Origin of the sequence: Martelella radicis (assembly GCF_014196625.1) — a bacterium.
Classification (GTDB): Bacteria; Pseudomonadota; Alphaproteobacteria; order Rhizobiales; family Rhizobiaceae; genus Martelella; species Martelella radicis.
In genome coordinates this window covers 224,057-240,216 of record NZ_JACIDZ010000003.1, presented here as the reverse complement: position 1 = coordinate 240,216, position 16,160 = coordinate 224,057, and the positions used below count along the sequence as shown (strand labels likewise).

The following is a 16,160-nucleotide window of genomic DNA, read 5'->3' as shown; positions in this document are numbered from 1 at the left end:
AAGAGAGGAATGAAAGGAGCATCCCATGGGCATGCTGGAAGACGGCGTCTGGAAGGACGTCTGGTACGACACGAAGAAATCCAAGGGCCATTTCAAGCGCGAAAGCTCGCAATTCAGGAACTGGATCACCGCCGACGGCTCTGCCGGCCCGAATGGCGAAGGTGGGTTTGAAGCCGAAAAAGGCCGATACCACCTTTACATCGCCTATGCCTGCCCCTGGGCGCACCGCACCCTGATCTTCCGCAAGCTCAAGGGTCTTGAGGATTTCATCGATGTTTCGGTCGTCGATCCGCTGATGCTGGAAAACGGCTGGGAATTCAGGAACCGGGACGGCGGCACCGATGATCCGATTAACGGCGCGGACTACCTCTGGCAGGTCTACACAAAGGCTGATCCGAACTATACCGGCCGCGTGACGGTCCCGGTTGTCTGGGACAAGAAGCGCGAGACCATCGTTTCCAACGAGTCCGCCGAAATCATCCGGATGTTCAATTCGGCCTTCGACCACCTGACCGGTAACGACCTCGATTTCTACCCGGAAAAACTGCGCGGCGAGATTGATGACATCAACGCGATCGTCTACGACACGGTCAATAACGGCGTCTACAAATCAGGCTTCGCCACCACGCAGGAGGCCTATTCGGAGCATGTGCACAAGCTTTTCGAGACGCTGGAAATGCTGGAAAGACGGCTCGGCGAGAACCGCTATCTCGTCGGCGATGCGCTGACGGAAGCCGACTGGCGGCTATTCACCACGCTGGTGCGTTTCGACCCGGTCTATGTCGGCCACTTCAAGTGCAACCTGAAGCGCATCGCCGACTATCCGAACCTGTCGGGCTATCTACGGGAACTCTACCAGATGGAGGGCATCGCCGAGACGGTCAATTTCGACCACATCAAGCGCCACTATTACGGCTCGCACAAGAACATCAACCCGACGGGCATCGTGCCGGAAGGCCCGATCCTCGACCTCGACGCGCCGCACGGACGCGACAGGGGCTAGGCTTCCGTCTCTTCGGCTACCCTGAGCCGCTGCGCTCCGCCAGCCAGCGGCGGGTCTCCTCGTAAAGGTCCGGACCGAGGCCTTCGACGACCTCGGGCGCGAGGTCGGCGAGGCTGGTTTCGGCGAGCGAGGCCCGCCACGCCCGGTCGGCGCGCAGCATGACCTTCGCCACAGGGCACATGTCCTTGGGGCAATAGCCTTGCGGCAGGCACGGATTGCTGGCGCGGATATCGCGGCAGCGAAACAAAGGCGCCTTGCCTTCGACGGCTTCGACGATATCAAGAAATGAGATGTCCTCGGGGGCGGCGGCGAGCCTGTACCCGCCGCCGGGGCCAAGCGTGCTTTCCACAAGCCCGGCCTGAGAGAGCGCTTGCAACGCTTTCGACAGATATTCCTTCGGAATGCCGTGGAACGTCGCAAGCACCTTGGTGGGCAAATAGCGTCCTGGCGGAAGTCCGGCCAGCACGGCCGCCGCGTGAAGGACCCATTCGACCTGATTTCTAAGCTGCATCCGCTTCCAAGCCGGCCCTGTCGAGGCCGTAAATCCTGTCCAGCGAGCCGGGACGGCTCTGGTAGGCAATCGCCAGTCTGTTCCACCCATTAATCGAGACGATCACATAGGTCAATTCGGCGACCTCCTGGGCACTGAAATGCGGTGCAAGCGCCTCGCGCGCGGCAACGGCCTTGTGGTTGTCGATTGCGCCGGTGAGGGCCTCCGCATAGGAGAGCGCGGCCTTTTCCCTGTCGGTAAACAGCGGCGATTCGGCGAACACGGCGACATGATAGAGGCGCAGTTCCCTTTCTCCGTCGATCTTGGCTTCCTTGTGGTGCATATCCAGGCAGAAGGCGCAGCCATTGATCTGCGACACGCGGATATCGACGAGATGCCTCAGCCGGGCGTCAAGGTTGTTTGCCCCAAGCTTTGCCGAGAAAGCGAAATAGGCCTCGGCCAGAGCGGGCGTGAATTTTGCATAGGGCGCTGTTGTCATGATGTGTCCTCTTTCCAATTAAGGATATATTTTATCCTTGAGGATATTCAATATCCTTAATTGGAAAGGAGTCAAGATCGTCCTCTATGGAGGCTGTTTGTGGCGGAGGTTGCTTGCGGCACGCGCCCTGCCCGTTTATGAGTTTCCAATGTTCAAGCTCGCTCATATTTCAGACATCCACCTCGGGCCTCTGCCGCAGCTTTCGCCGCGCGAGCTGGTTTCCAAGCGCATCACCGGTTTCTTGAACTGGCACCGCAACCGCCGCAAACATCTGGGCAAGAACACGCTGGAAAACCTGCTTCTGGCGATTGCCGACGAAGCGCCGAACCACCTTGCGATCACCGGCGACCTCGTCAATCTGGCGACGACCAAGGAGATCGAGAACGCCGCCGAGTGGCTGAAGAGCGTCGGCCCGGCAAAGGACGTCTCGCTGGTACCCGGCAATCATGATGCCTATGTCGGCGGGGCCTACGCCAAGGTTTCCAAGGCCTGGCACGACTACATGCAGGGCGATGCGGAGCGTCCGCTCTCCGAGACCTCGGATGCGCTGACATTTCCCTATCTGCGCCGGCGTGGCCCTGTGGCGATCATCGGCTGCTCGTCGGCCATCGCCTCGCCGCCCTTCATGGCGATCGGTACATTCGGAAAGAAGCAGGCGAGAGCCACGGCCGAGCTATTGCGCCAGGCCGGCGAGGATGGGTTGTTCCGCATCGTGATGATCCATCATCCGCCGGTGCGCGACGCCGCCGCCAGCCACAAGCGGCTGCTCGGAATAAGGCGCTTCCGCGCTGCGCTCTCGACAGGCGGGTGCGAACTCGTGCTGCACGGCCATACCCATCTCAACACCGTCAATTTCATCGAGACGCCGCATGGCAAGACGCCCGTCATCGGCATTGCGGCAGCCGGACAGGGAACCGGCGGCAAGAAGCCGCCGTCAGCCTTCAATCTGATCACGGTCAGGGGCAAGCAGGGCAAGTGGGAAATGCATTGCCAGCGGCATGCGCTGGATGCCGCAAGCGGGTTGATCGAACCCGAAAGCGACTTCGCCTACTCCTACGCGGCGGATTCGGCGGAATAGGCATCGATCAGCCCGTTAATGCTGAGCGACAGCGCTGTCCCGACCTTCGCGCATTCACCGCCGCCGAAGCCTTTCCAGCCCATGGCATTCTTCACCGCATCCGGACAGATTCGAAAATACATCGACTGCCCCATGATGGTGAAGGTCAGCACCTTGGTTTCCTCGGCATCCGGATCACGGCCGGCGGCTCGTCCCAGAAGCTGCCGCATGTGGCGATGAAGCGGTTCGGTGATCTGGGCGTAGAGGAGATCAAAAGCCTCGCTGCGCTGCGTGATATAGCGCATCACGAATGCCGAGATATCCTCGGCGTCGGTTCTGCCGGTGATCGGCATCACCAGGAGGCGCGCAATCCCCACCAGCTCCGTCCGCGCATCCTCCGCGGTCACGTCATCCGACACCGGTTCGAGAACTGCGGACCCGAGCGTTTCCTCGATCGCCTCGACCGCATGATGCGCGCATGCGATCAGGAGGCCCGGCTTGCCGCCGAAGTGATAAGCGATGCTGCCGATATTGGCGCCGGACCGTTCGGCGATCTTGCGCGTGGAAACGGCGTTGTAGCCATATTCGGCGAAAAGCCGCAAAGCCGTAGAGATGATTGACTGGCGGGTAGCCGCCGCTCCCTGGAGAGTATCAGCCATGACTTGTTGAATTTGCCCTCGGTTGGGCGGCGCTCCGCCCGGTTATCATTCTTGATTGTAACGCTATTGTTCACTTGATTGATCCAAACCGCAAGGACCCATATCACATCGGCGGCCACATTTCTGCCACAGTTTTTCCCCAGCGAAACCCGAATGAAGTCTGACGATCATAAACGGGAAGCAAGTCGCTTACACGTTGGTTCGACAAAGTGAACACAACCCCTTGTTTCCAAACCTTACAAGGGGCAATATCCCGCGCGGACTTCGCGTTCTGCGACGCAAAGGGCCGAATCCGGCCGCCGCATTCTTATTTTCAAGGAAACGATGGACATCGCCGTCAGAACGAACAAATCCGCTAATGTCAGCGGCCAAAGGCGCAAGAGACGCTGGCTGCCGGCTCTGGCCTGCTGCGGGTTTCTCGGGATCGGCGTCGCGGTCGGGGCAATCCTGTCGCGCGATACATCGAGCGCGACCGATACTGTCGATCTGAGCCTGGAACAGTCGACCGACTGGATTGATGATGTCTGCGCCAATTTTCGCATCTTCGGCCGGAAATATCAGCCGATAACGGATATCGGCCCCGAGGATCCGGTTGCCGTTTCCGATCTGGTGCAGCGAACGACCGGTCTCGATATAGGCGTCCCGACCTTTGATGAGGGCGCGCGCATCTTCGAGGGCGCCCGCATCGTTGCCATCGAGCGCACGCCGGGCGTCGAGCTCTTCTATCGCAACAATGCCGGCGACCTGCTATCGGTCTTCATCCTTGCGCGCCCGGCGACGCTCGAGAACCAGATCACCGATGTCCAGGAAACGATCCGCGACAATCTCACCGTCGCCTGGTGGCAGGGCGAACGTGCGCTGATCGCCATCGTCGGCCCGTCCTCGGACACCGACATGCCGGCTCTGGCCCAATCGGCCTATCTCAAACTCTGAAAAGCACTCGGCATTTCTTCTTGGAACGGCGATGCCTGCCGGCATCGCCGCCAGTTTGTCGACAAAGTATTCTTCACCCCAGCCGTCATGCCGGCCTTGAGCCGGCACCCAGGGCCAAGCAGTGAAGACCATCGCGCCTAAGAGACTGTGTCAAAAGGTGCTTTTGCGGCCCTGGACCCCGGCTCAAGGCCGGGGTGACGGAAAATGTGGAGCAGCTACTTACATCTGCAACAAGCCTCTCCAGCAGCCTACCGGCGACGCCAGCAGGCGACGCCATGATGCGTTCACGCGCGCTCGGCGAGGATCTGGTTTGCGGCAGAAACAATCGCCTCCAGCGAGGCCGCGACGATATTGGTGTTGATGCCGGCGCCGAACATACGGCCGCCGTCATATTTCACCTCGACATAGGCGATCGCCTTCGCGTCCGAACCATGGTGGAGCGAATGCTCGGAATAGTCCTCAACCGACAGGTTGATGCCGAGATAGGCCGACAGCGCATTGATGAAGCCATCAACCGGGCCATTGCCCTTTGCGTCGATCCGCTTTTTCTCGCCATTGTCGGTGATCTCGGCCGTCACCACGCGCACGCCCTTTTCCGCGCCCTGCGGATAGGTGTGGTGATCGACGAACTTGATGCGGCCTTCCGGCTGGTCGACATAGTGCTCCATGAACACGTCATAGATGCGCTTCGACGGCAGTTCGCGGCCTTCTTCGTCGGTGATCTTCTGGATCAGTTCACGGAAGGCCACCTGCAGGCCGCGCGGCAGGTTGATGCCGTAGTCGCTCTGCATGATATAGGCGATGCCGCCCTTGCCCGACTGGGAATTGATGCGAATGATCGCCTCATAGGTCCGGCCCACGTCCTGCGGGTCGATCGGCAGATAGGGCACTTCCCAGACCGGCTTGTTTGCCACGCGGATCGCCTTCATGCCCTTGTTGATCGCATCCTGATGCGAGCCGGAAAAAGCCGTATAGACCAGTTCGCCGACATAGGGGTGGCGTTCCGGGATCGTCATCTGGTTCGAGTATTCGTAGACGTCCTTGATCCGTTCGATCTCGGAACAATCGAGTTCCGGGTCGACGCCTTGCGTGAACATGTTCAGCGCCATGGTGACGATATCGACATTGCCGGTGCGCTCGCCATTGCCGAACAGCGTGCCCTCGACGCGGTCCGCGCCGGCGAGCAGGCCCATTTCGGCGGAGGCAATGCCCGTGCCGCGGTCATTATGCGGATGGACCGAGATCAGCAGGTTTTCGCGATTGTCGAGATTGCGGCACATCCATTCGATCTGGTCGGCATAGATGTTGGGCATCGACATTTCGACGGTCGACGGCAGGTTGATGATCAGCTTGTTGTCCGGCGTCGGCTTCACCTCGGCGATCACCGCATTGCAGACCTCCAACGCCACTTCCAGCTCCGTGCCGGTAAAGCTTTCCGGCGAATATTCGAAGCGATAGCCGCCGCCGGCCTTTGCCGCCATGTCGGTGATCATCTTGGCGGCGTCGACGGCGATCTGCTTGATGCCGGCGACATCCTTGCCGAACACCACGCGCCGCTGCAATTCACTTGTCGAATTGTAGAAATGCACGATCGGCCGGTGTGCGCCTTCCAGTGCCTCGAAGGTGCGGGTGATCAGTTCCGGGCGGCACTGCACCAGCACCTGCAGCGAGACGTCCTCGCCGACATTGCCGTTTTCCACGCACCAGCGGGCGAAGTCGAAGTCCGTCTGCGAGGCTGAGGGGAAGCCGATCTCGATTTCCTTGAAGCCCATGTCCAGCAACAGTTGGAACATGCGCGCCTTGCGGTCGTGTCCCATGGGATCGACCAGTGCCTGGTTGCCGTCGCGCAGATCGACGGAGCACCAGATCGGAGCCTTTTCGATGCGCTTGCCCGGCCAAGTGCGGTCGGAAAGATCGATCTGCGGATAGGGCTGGTACTTGGTGGCGGCCAGCGGCATGCCCTTGGCATTGGTGGAGTGTTTCGCGTCCATTGTGGTCCTCATATCCGGCCCGCCTTCTGCCGCCTTTGAGGCGCAGTCAGGCTTTGGCCATTCTCGCTGTCATAAACTGTTCGGGAATGAAGGAGCGCTTGGTGCCAAGCGGCTTTCCGGCCGCCGGGCGCTCCTCAAAGGACCCGGCAACCGCTGTTAAGGCCGAGAAGAAGGAGCGAGTTTGGCGCGCGCATGACGGCGGCGGCGGCGCTTGCGCCACCCGAAAACCTGCCCTGCCGATATGCGTCCAACGTAATCATGCCGATTTCCATAGCGGCAACAGCCGCCGATTGCAATTCAAAAAAACGCGTCAGCCCCCGGCATGCCTTTTCTGCGCCAGACGTTTGATGCCGGTGATGGCGAGCCCCGCCGCCAGCCCCCAGAAAGCGCCGGAAATGCCGAAAAAGCCGACGCCGGAGGCAGCAACCAGGAAGGTGATCGCGGCTGCCTCGCGCGCGTCCGGCTCCTTGAAGGCGGCAAGCGCGGCGGCGGCGAAGGCGCCGATCAGGGCAAGGCCCGCAACCGCCTCGATCAGGATCGGCGGGGCAAGCGAAACCAGCGCAACGACCAGCCCGCTCATCAGTCCGAAGACCACATAGCCGATGCCGGCGACGATCGCGGCCCAGTAGCGTCGTTTCGGATTGGCATGGGCATCCGGCCCCGCGCACATGGCCGCCGTGATCGCGGCGAGATTGACGCCGTGCCCGCCGAAGGGTGCAGCAAAAAGCGAAAACAGGCCGGTCAGCGAGAACATCCGTCCGGCCGAGGGGCGGTATTCATTGATGGCGAGGATGGCGACGCCGGGAATGTTCTGCGAGGCCATGGTGACGATGAACAGCGGAAGCGCCACGGAGATTGTCGCCTGCAGGCTGAAGGCGGGCGTGACCCAGACCGGCCACGGCGCCGCCTCGCGCCAGACTTTGGCCCAGCTGCCGGCAGGAAGATCGACGCCGAAAACCAGGACCAGCACGAAGGCGCCAAGGGCGGCCGGCACGGCAAGAAGCCGGTTGAAGGCGCCGGCGACGACGAAAGCGATGATGATCGGCAGGCCCAGCAGCGGATCGAACTTCACCGCCTCGACCGGCGCAAAGCAGAGCGCCAGCAGGACGCCGGCCAGCATGGCATTGGCGAGCGGCGCGGGAATGGCGGAAATCGCCCGGCCAACCGGCTTCAGCAGACCAGCGGCGATGATCAGGAGGTTGGCGACGATGAAGGCGCCGACCGCCTCGGCAAAACCGCCCGGAAGCGTTCCGGCTGTGGCAAGAAGCGCCGCCCCCGGCGTCGACCAGGCGATGGAAACCGGCATGCGCGTGACGGCCGAGATGACGATGCCGGCAATGCCCATGACGATCGACAGCGCCATGAGCCCGGAGGCCGATTGCGCCGGGCTTGCGCCGATGCCCTCGAGCCCCTGCAGCACGACGGAAAACGAACTGGCGAAGCCGACAAAGGCGACCAGCAGCCCCATGAACAGGCTCTGCGCCGAAAAATCCTTGAGCATGTCCCCTCCGACCTGCGGCATTCAATTGAAAAACTGCAAGCACGAAAAAGCCGGGCGAAGCAAGCCCTTCGCCCGGCCTAGCGGTTCGCAATCAAGTGCCGGAGATCAGATCTCGTCCTGCGAGGTCACGATCCGCGATACGAGGCCGTATTCGATCGCCTCCTGAGCGGAGAGCCAGTAGTCGCGGTCGATATCCTTGGCGATCTTTTCCGAGGGCTGGCCGGTGGCGTCGGAGAAGATCTTGATCAGGCGCTCGTTCATCTTGATGATTTCACGCGCCTGGATCTCGATATCGGATGCCGGACCGCGGGTGCCGCCGGAGGGCTGATGCAGCAGGAAGCGCGTGTTGGGCAGGCAGATGCGCTGCTCGGCAGGCGCTGCCGCATAGATCAGGGCGCCGGCGGAGGCAACCCAGCCCGAACCGATCATGATGACCTTCGGCTTGATGAACTTGATCATGTCGTGGATCGAATCGCCCGATTCCACATGCCCGCCCGGCGAGTTCACGAAGACGCGGATGTCCTCGTCGGAGACAGCGGCCATGGCAACGAGCTGCGAGCAGACGCGTTGGGCGAGTTCCTGCGTGATCGGGCCGTAGATGAAGATCGACCGCGACTTGAACAGATTGGCTTCGGCTTCCTTGCCCAGGGGCAGTTCGGTCTTCTTGTCGTCTTCTTCGTCGCTCATTCGGCATCTCCAGGAGTAAATGTTCTGCTACCCGACTTAATGCGAATGTCGCGGCAATACAATGTCTCCTCCCTTGCGGTCGCCCCGCAAATCCTTCGACCGCCTTGAAAGACCGCCGGGCTGTCACCACGTCAGATCGGTCAATTCGATATCCGGGCCCTGTGCCCGGCGCATTTCTCTTTGGTTTTCTCTAGGGCAGCCTGACCTCGGCAGCCGGAAGATCATCAATCATTTCAAATGAAAAGGCAGGACCATGCGTTACAACCGACTTGGGAATTCAGGCCTGAAAGTGTCCGAGCTCTGTCTCGGAACCATGACCTTCGGCGGCAAGGGCTTCTGGACCGCGATCGGCGAGCTCGATCAGGGCGCTTCAGAGGAACTGGTCAAGGTCGCGATCGATTCGGGCATCAATTTCATCGACACCGCCAATGTCTATTCGGAAGGCCTGTCGGAGGAGATCACCGGACAGGCGCTCAAGAATCTCGGCATACCGCGCGACGAGGTGGTGATCGCCACCAAGGTGTTCGGCGGCATGGGCGAAGGGCCGAACAGCCGCGGCTCGTCGCGCTACCACATCATGGAACAGGTGAAGGGCAGCCTTTCCCGGCTTCAGACCGATCATATCGACCTCTACCAGCTTCACGGCTTCGACAATACGACGCCGATCGAGGAAACGCTGGAGGCGCTCGACACGCTCGTGCGCCACGGCCATGTGCGCTATGTCGGCGTCTCCAACTGGGCGGCCTGGCAGATCGCCAAGGCGCTTGGCATTTCGGAACGTAAAGGCCTCGCCTCCTTCCAGTCGCTGCAGGCCTATTACACCATTGCCGGCCGGGATCTCGAACGCGAGATCGTGCCGATGCTGAAATCAGAGGGGGTCGGGTTGATGGTCTGGTCGCCGCTCGCCGGCGGGTTCCTCTCGGGCAAATATGACCGCAACAACCAGTCTGACGGCGAAGGCCGCCGCGTCAATTTCGATTTTCCGCCGGTCGACAAGGAACGCGGCTTCGCGACAATCGACGTGATGCGCGAGATTGCAAAGGCCAAGGGCGTTTCGGTCGCGCAGATCGCGCTCTCCTGGCTGCTCTACCAGCCCGCCGTCACCAGCGTCATCGTCGGTGCCAAGCGGACGGACCAGCTGAAGGACAATATCGAGGCAACCGACGTGGAACTGACCGCGGAAGAGATGGAACGGCTTGACGCCGTTTCGGCGCTGCCGCGCGAATATCCCGGCTGGATGCTGGAACGCCAGTCCGGCGGCGAAACGGTGTCACCGCCGCGCGTACCGAAATAAGCTTAGCCGAATAAAAACAGGAAAGCTGGCCGGCCTCAACCGGTCAGCTTCCTTCGCGAGAAAAGCAGACGACATTTCCATGCGAGAGTGAGACAGGCAGCCTGCGACAAGAGCGGTTCCGCCTTTCTTGGATACGCGCAACCGCTCTATCTGTTTGTTTTGACGCATTTTCGTGGACGTCAGATGTTCCCATCTGACTGCGAAATGCTCTAACGGGTCCCCTGCAGCAACTGGACGATCTCGGGCGTCATCCTGCCGCGCTCCATATCTTTATAGTCTTGATATGACAGGGTTCCATTGGCCAGCCCATTGACCATCCGACGGCAGACAACGCCCGGCAGATTCGCTTCCGTTGTATTGAAAAATGCCACAACCTCTTTCCGGATCGAGGCCGGAATCGGCTTGTTCGCCAGCTTCCTTGCACAATCGGTGGTCAGTTCATTGCGCAGCGCCTTGCTCCCCTGCAAGGCCGTGGAAATCACCTCATACTCCTGCTTGGAAGGTCCTGTCGTGCAGCCTGCAACCAGCGCCAGGCCGGCCATCAAAATCACCAAACGTTTCATCATTGCCCCCAAAAAAATGAAACTATGCATTCAAGACAGGAATCCAGAACATGGATGCCCTTCAAACAGGGGTAGCCAGACCGGCGAAAGATCGCAACCCAAAAAAGTAAAATCCAGAACAAGCATCCATTGAGGGCACTTAGTCGATCCGGACCCGCACCCCATGCGGTTTCACCCCTTCGGGCTCGACATGGATGGCGAGCGATGAGCCGGGAATCGCCTTCTTGATCGCGCCTTCCAGCCGGTCGCAGATATCGTGGGCCTCGCCGACAGTCATGTCTTCGCTGACCACGAGGTGAAAATCGATGAAGGCTGCAGAGCCCGCGCGGCGGGTCTTCAGGTCGTGGACGTCGGATGACCCGTCGGCATTGTCGTAGATCGCCTTGCGGATCGCGTCCTCCTCGTCGCCCGTCAGCGCCGCATCCATCAGGCCGCCGACGGATTCGGCGATCAGCTGCCACCCGGCATAGAGGATGTGCGCGGCAACGGCGAGCGCGATCAGCGGATCGAAGATCGGATAGCCGGTCGCCAGCGCAATGCCGAGACCAATGACGACGCCGACCGAGGTGACGACGTCGGTGCGGATATGCTTGCCGTCGGCCACAAGCGCCGGCGAGCGCATCGACCGCCCGGCCGAAATCAGCACATAGGCCCAGACACCGTTGATCAGGCTTGCGAAAATGTTGACGCCAAGGCCAAGGCCGACATCGGTCGGCATGGACGGGTCGAAGAGTTCGCCGATGGCTTCCTTGAAGATCAGGAGCGAGGCAACGACAATCGCCACGCCCTCGATGACGGCGGAGATATATTCCGCCTTGTGATGGCCGAATTGATGATCGTGGTCAGCGGGCTTGGCGGCGTAGACGATCGCGACGAAGGCAGCGATTGCGGCCACCACATTGACGATCGATTCGAGCGCGTCGGACAGCAGCGCCACGGAACCGGTCAGATGCCAGGCGAGAAGCTTGATCCCGAGCACGAGAAGAGAGAGCGGTATCGTCCAGAATGCCAGCGTCCGCGTCCGGCTTGCGCCGCCGCCTTTTACCTGCCCACCAGTCATCGGAAATTCCCGTCTTGCTCAACGACAGGCCGGATCAGCCGTCCGGCGCTGTCGATCTGCTACCCCCTCAACGCGACAATGGCAAGACAGACTTCAGCCTGCCGCCTTTTTGTCTCCCAAAGCCTCGCCGGAGCGGTCGACCAGCTTGCCCACCACATTCTCGATGATCCGCATGCCGGCATCGCCCCCGAGCGTCATGATCGATTCGGGATGGAACTGCACGGCGGCAACCGGTTCATGCGCATGCTCGATGCCCATGACGATGCCGTCATCGGTCTCCGCCGAGATGGCGAATTCGCTCGGCAATTGCACCGCATCGGCGAAGATCGAGTGATAGCGGCCGACGGTGATCTCCTTCGGCAACCCGTCAAACAGACGTCCCGGTTCGAGGATACGGATACGTGACGGCTTGCCATGCATGGGCACGGCAAGTTGCCTGAGCGTGCCGCCATAGGCTTCCGCCAGCGCCTGCAGGCCGAGGCAGACGCCGAAGATCGGCAGGTTGCGACTGCGCGCCTTCTTGATCGTCCCCTTGCAGTCGAAGTCCTTCGGCATGCCCGGTCCTGGAGACAGGACGACGAGGTCCGGCGCGATCCGGTCGAAGGTCTCGTCCGCCACCGGCGAGCGCACGGTCGCCACTTCCGCGCCCGTCTGGCGGAAGTAATTGGCGAGTGTGTGAACGAAGCTGTCCTCGTGGTCGACGAGCAGGATCTTCAGTCCCGCGCCGATCTTCGACACCGGCCGCGTGGCGGGCGCAAGTTTCTCCGCATCCGCCTCGCGGATCGCGGCAAGCATGGCTGAAGCCTTCAATTCGGTCTCCGCTTCTTCCTCATGGGGATCGGAATCGTAAAGCAGGGTGGCGCCGGCGCGCACTTCCGCCGTGCCGTTCTTGACCCGGATCGTGCGCAGCGTCAGACCGGTATTCATGTCGCCGTTGAAACCGACCATGCCGATGGCGCCGCCATACCAGGCGCGCGGGCTCTTCTCGTGGTTTTCGATGAAGCGCATGGCCCAGAGTTTCGGCGCGCCGGTCACCGTCACCGCCCAGGCATGGCTGAGGAAGGCGTCGAAGGCGTCCATGTCGGGGCGCAGACGGCCCTCGATATGGTCCACCGTATGAATGAGGCGCGAATACATCTCGATCTGGCGGCGGCCGATGACCTTGACCGAGCCCGGCTCGCAAACCCGGCTCTTGTCGTTGCGGTCGACATCGGAACACATGGTCAGTTCGGACTCGTCCTTCTGCGAGTTCAGCAGTTTCAGGATCTGCTGGCTGTCCGCAATCGGGTCCTCGCCGCGCTTGATCGTGCCGGAAATCGGGCACGTCTCGATCCGACGGCCGGTGACGCGCACGAACATTTCCGGCGATGCGCCGATCAGATATTCCTGGTTGCCGAGATTGATGAAGAAGGAATAGGGCGACGGGTTGGTCGCCTTCAGCCGCTTGGAGATTGCCGAGGGCTTGCTGGCGCAGCGCTCCATGAATTGCTGGCCGGGCACGACCTCGAACAGGTCGCCGCGCACGAAGCTTTCCTTCGCCTTGGTGACGAGTTCGGCATATTCGCCCTTGTGGTGGTCGCTGCGGGGCGGCAGGCTGTTGGAGGGGCGGAACGGATCGGACGCGATGTCCTCGCCCTTGCCCTCCGTCGTAATCCCGTCCTTCTCAAAGTCGTAACGATCGATCCAGGCCTTGGCGGCATGGTTGTCGACCATCAGCACCTCGTCGGGCAGGAACAGCACCATGTCGCGCTGGTCGGCCGGGCGCTCCAGCTTCAGCTTCACGGCGTCAAACTGGAACGCGAGATCGTAGCCGAAGGCGCCGTAGAGCCCGAGGCTCGCATCCTCATCGGAATGGAAGAGATCGACGATGGCGCGCAGCACGGTGAAGACGGTCGGCGCCTTGGAGCGCTCTTCCTCGGTGAACTGACGGTCGGGTTCCGCGACCTGAAGATCGATCCGGCGGGAGGCGCGGCCGGTGATCATCACCGGTTCCAGAGCCTCCACGACCGGGAGGATGAGCGCAAGCAGCGCTTCGCCGCGTCCGTTGAAGGCCTCGATCCACATGGTGCGGCCATTGCAGGAAATGGCGGCCGGCGGATCGATGACGGCCGTGTCCCAGCGCGTGTAGCGGCCCGGATATTCGTAGTTGGACGAAAAGACCGCGCCGCGGCGCTCGTCCAGCCGGTCGATATAGCTCGATACGGAATCGCCATAGGGCACGAAACGGCGGGTGCGCGTGATCGTCACGCCGCCCTTCGTCTCGTAGCTTTCCCCGCCATCCGGCCGTTCATGAAGGCTCATTGTCCCTGCTCCACCTTTTGTGTCGCGAAACGGCGTCCCGCGCGTTTCGCAATTTCATTCGTTGAACCCCGCAAAGGCGGCGACAATACGAAAAAAGCCGCCTCGGTTTGAGGGCGGCTTTGTCAGATCATCCGGACATGCGTGATCGTGGCCGCCTTTAGCGAGCCCACCACCAGTTTGCAATGTTCATCGTCGTGATCATCATGAGCTTTTTCTACCCCAGCTTGGCCGGACTGGCAAGCGGCAAGAAAAACGGCGCTCAAAGCCTTCCGCCAAACGCTTTCATACGTCCATGGATGAAAAGCGCTTTTCACCGGGAGACGCTTGCCCTCGCCCGCGCGCGGACATAATTCGGGACAAGAAACGCATAGAAAAACAAGCATCAAGGGAGGCAGACATGCCGCAGCCCGCGCAAAGCAAGCACTGGTGGAAAGAGGCCGTCGCCTACCAGATCTATCCGCGTTCCTTCGCCGATTCCAATGGCGACGGCATCGGCGACATTCCCGGTATCATCGAAAAGCTCGATCATGTGGCCGCACTTGGCATCGACGTCATCTGGCTGTCGCCGCATTTCGACAGCCCGAACGCCGACAATGGCTATGACATCCGCGACTACCGCAAGGTGATGGCCGAGTTCGGCACCATGGCCGATTTCGACCGCCTGCTTGCCGAAATCAAGAAGCGCGGCATGCGGCTGGTCATCGACCTCGTGGTCAACCATTCGAGCGATGAGCATGAATGGTTTGTCGAAAGCCGGTCCTCGCGCGACAGCGCCAAGCGCGACTATTACATCTGGCGCGACGGTTCGAAGGGCGTTCCCAACAATTTTGTCTCCTATTTCGGCGGCTCGGCCTGGGAGAAGGACGATGCCACCGGCGACTATTATCTGCATTATTTTGCGAAGAAACAGCCGGACCTCAACTGGGACAACGAGAAGGTCCGCGCGGAAGTCTACGACCTGATGCGCTTCTGGCTCGACAAGGGCGTCTCGGGTTTCCGCATGGACGTGATCCCGTTCATCTCGAAGAATTTCGCCTTCCCGGACCTGACCGAGGAAGAGATGAAGGATCCCGGCCGCGTCTACGCCTCGGGGCCGCGCCTGCATGAATATCTGCAGGAGATGAACCGCGAAGTGCTGTCCCATTATGACTGCATGACGGTGGGCGAGGCTGCCGGCGTTTCCGACGCGCAAACACCGCTCTTCGTCGATGAGGCCCGCAACGAGCTCAACATGATCTTCAACTTCGCCGTGGTCATGCTCGATCGCGACGGCTGGCGCTGGAAGCCGCGCAAGCTCACCGACATGAAGGCCACCTTCGACCGGCTCGACAAGGCTGTCGGCATGACCGGCTGGAACACCGTCTTCCTCGGCAATCACGACCAGCCGCGCACCGTCAGCCATTTTGGCGATCCTTCGCCGGAATATCGCGCGATCTCGGCCAAGGCGCTGGCGACGATGATGCTGACCATGCGCGGCACGCCCTTCATCTATCAGGGCGAGGAGATCGGCATGGTGAACTACCCCTTCACAGATCTCGACCAGTTCGACGATATCGAGGTGCGTGGTCTGAGACAGGACCATGTGGAGACCGGGAAGGTCAGCGCCGCGGAGCTTCTGGAGAACCTCAACAAGGTGAGCCGCGACCACGCCCGCACGCCGATGCAGTGGGATGCGTCAAAGAACGCCGGCTTTACAACGGCGGAAAAACCCTGGCTTGCGGTCAATCCGAATTATCCGGAGATCAACGCTGCGGCGGCGCAGGCGGACCAGGGCTCGGTCTATCATCACTATCGCAAGTTGATCGCGCTGCGCCACGACACCCCTGCCCTCATCTACGGCACGTACGAGGATCTGGCGCCCGACCACGAGATGGTGTTCGCCTTCGAGCGGAAGCTTGATGACGAACGGCTGATCGTTACGATAAACTTTTCCCGCGTTCCTGTGATGTGGAAACATGACGGGTTGGAAGGCTCGAACGTGCTGATCAGCAATGATGACCGGCGCGAAGAAACACTGCCAAGCGAAGAACTGACGCTTCTTCCATGGGAGGCGCTGGTTCTCAAAGTGCCGGCGTAGGTGGCGGCAGGTCAAAGCAAAAACGGCGCCCGCAAGGCGCCGTTT

14 protein-coding genes are annotated in these 16,160 nt (G+C 61.0%); 5 read left to right on the top strand and 9 right to left on the bottom strand.

Annotated features, from left to right (window positions below):
- Positions 1 to 25 precede the first annotated feature (25 nt).
- Positions 26 to 1,003, top strand: a complete 978-nt coding sequence (locus tag GGR30_RS06795; protein ID WP_183483851.1) for a glutathione S-transferase family protein — start codon at positions 26 to 28, stop codon at positions 1,001 to 1,003.
- Positions 1,004 to 1,019: 16 nt separating this feature from the next.
- On the opposite strand, the gene GGR30_RS06790 is transcribed toward GGR30_RS06795, so the two are convergent.
- Complete coding sequence (locus GGR30_RS06790; protein ID WP_183483849.1) at positions 1,020 to 1,514, bottom strand: RrF2 family transcriptional regulator; 495 nt, start codon at positions 1,512 to 1,514, stop codon at positions 1,020 to 1,022.
- Positions 1,504 to 1,992, bottom strand: coding sequence for a carboxymuconolactone decarboxylase family protein (locus GGR30_RS06785; protein ID WP_183483847.1), 489 nt, complete (start codon positions 1,990 to 1,992; stop codon positions 1,504 to 1,506). The genes GGR30_RS06790 and GGR30_RS06785 overlap by 11 nt, the downstream gene beginning before the upstream one ends.
- A 148-nt stretch (positions 1,993 to 2,140) precedes the next feature.
- Here GGR30_RS06785 and GGR30_RS06780 point away from each other — a divergent pair, with 148 nt between their 5' ends.
- On the top strand, positions 2,141 to 3,070 hold the full coding sequence (locus GGR30_RS06780) for a metallophosphoesterase family protein (protein ID WP_183483845.1): 930 nt from the start codon (positions 2,141 to 2,143) through the stop codon (positions 3,068 to 3,070).
- Here the strand turns inward: GGR30_RS06780 and GGR30_RS06775 are convergent.
- Positions 3,046 to 3,708 (bottom strand): CerR family C-terminal domain-containing protein, encoded by a 663-nt coding sequence (locus tag GGR30_RS06775; protein ID WP_183483843.1) that lies wholly within the window; start codon positions 3,706 to 3,708, stop codon positions 3,046 to 3,048. The two genes, GGR30_RS06780 and GGR30_RS06775, sit on opposite strands and share 25 nt — an antisense overlap.
- A 324-nt stretch (positions 3,709 to 4,032) precedes the next feature.
- Here GGR30_RS06775 and GGR30_RS06770 point away from each other — a divergent pair, with 324 nt between their 5' ends.
- A complete protein-coding gene (locus GGR30_RS06770; RefSeq protein ID WP_183483841.1) occupies positions 4,033 to 4,641 on the top strand; it encodes a hypothetical protein in 609 nt (202 codons plus the stop codon).
- Positions 4,642 to 4,925: 284 nt separating this feature from the next.
- Here GGR30_RS06770 and leuA read toward each other — a convergent pair whose 3' ends face one another.
- The 3 genes from leuA to GGR30_RS06755 all read right to left on the bottom strand — a co-directional run bounded on the left by leuA (position 4,926) and on the right by GGR30_RS06755 (position 8,820).
- Positions 4,926 to 6,632 (bottom strand): 2-isopropylmalate synthase, encoded by a 1,707-nt coding sequence (leuA, locus tag GGR30_RS06765; RefSeq protein ID WP_183483839.1) that lies wholly within the window; start codon positions 6,630 to 6,632, stop codon positions 4,926 to 4,928.
- A 310-nt stretch (positions 6,633 to 6,942) separates the two neighbouring features.
- Positions 6,943 to 8,133: a benzoate/H(+) symporter BenE family transporter gene (locus GGR30_RS06760; RefSeq protein WP_183483837.1), complete on the bottom strand. Its 1,191-nt coding sequence runs from the start codon at positions 8,131 to 8,133 to the stop codon at positions 6,943 to 6,945.
- A gap of 105 nt (positions 8,134 to 8,238) precedes the next feature.
- Positions 8,239 to 8,820, bottom strand: coding sequence for an ATP-dependent Clp protease proteolytic subunit (locus tag GGR30_RS06755; RefSeq protein WP_183483834.1), 582 nt, complete (start codon positions 8,818 to 8,820; stop codon positions 8,239 to 8,241).
- 253 nt (positions 8,821 to 9,073) lie between these two features.
- Between GGR30_RS06755 and GGR30_RS06750 the strand changes: the two genes are divergently transcribed.
- Positions 9,074 to 10,114 carry an aldo/keto reductase gene (locus GGR30_RS06750; protein ID WP_183483832.1) on the top strand — a complete coding sequence of 347 codons (1,041 nt, stop codon included), beginning with the start codon at positions 9,074 to 9,076 and terminating at the stop codon, positions 10,112 to 10,114.
- Between the two features lie 209 nt (positions 10,115 to 10,323).
- Here the strand turns inward: GGR30_RS06750 and GGR30_RS06745 are convergent, their stop codons facing one another.
- The 3 genes from GGR30_RS06745 to GGR30_RS06735 form a co-directional block, all read right to left on the bottom strand.
- Positions 10,324 to 10,707 (bottom strand): hypothetical protein, encoded by a 384-nt coding sequence (locus GGR30_RS06745; protein ID WP_183483830.1) that lies wholly within the window; start codon positions 10,705 to 10,707, stop codon positions 10,324 to 10,326.
- A 109-nt stretch (positions 10,708 to 10,816) separates the two neighbouring features.
- The gene (locus GGR30_RS06740; protein ID WP_183483828.1) at positions 10,817 to 11,737 is read right to left on the bottom strand and encodes a cation diffusion facilitator family transporter; all 921 of its coding nucleotides are present in this window, start codon (positions 11,735 to 11,737) and stop codon (positions 10,817 to 10,819) included.
- A 93-nt stretch (positions 11,738 to 11,830) separates the two neighbouring features.
- Entirely contained in the window at positions 11,831 to 14,038 is a 2,208-nt protein-coding gene (locus tag GGR30_RS06735; RefSeq protein ID WP_183483826.1) for an anthranilate synthase, read from the bottom strand.
- A gap of 397 nt (positions 14,039 to 14,435) precedes the next feature.
- Between GGR30_RS06735 and GGR30_RS06730 the strand changes: the two genes are divergently transcribed.
- Positions 14,436 to 16,115 (top strand): glycoside hydrolase family 13 protein, encoded by a 1,680-nt coding sequence (locus tag GGR30_RS06730; RefSeq protein ID WP_183483824.1) that lies wholly within the window; start codon positions 14,436 to 14,438, stop codon positions 16,113 to 16,115.
- Positions 16,116 to 16,160: the final 45 nt, after the last annotated feature.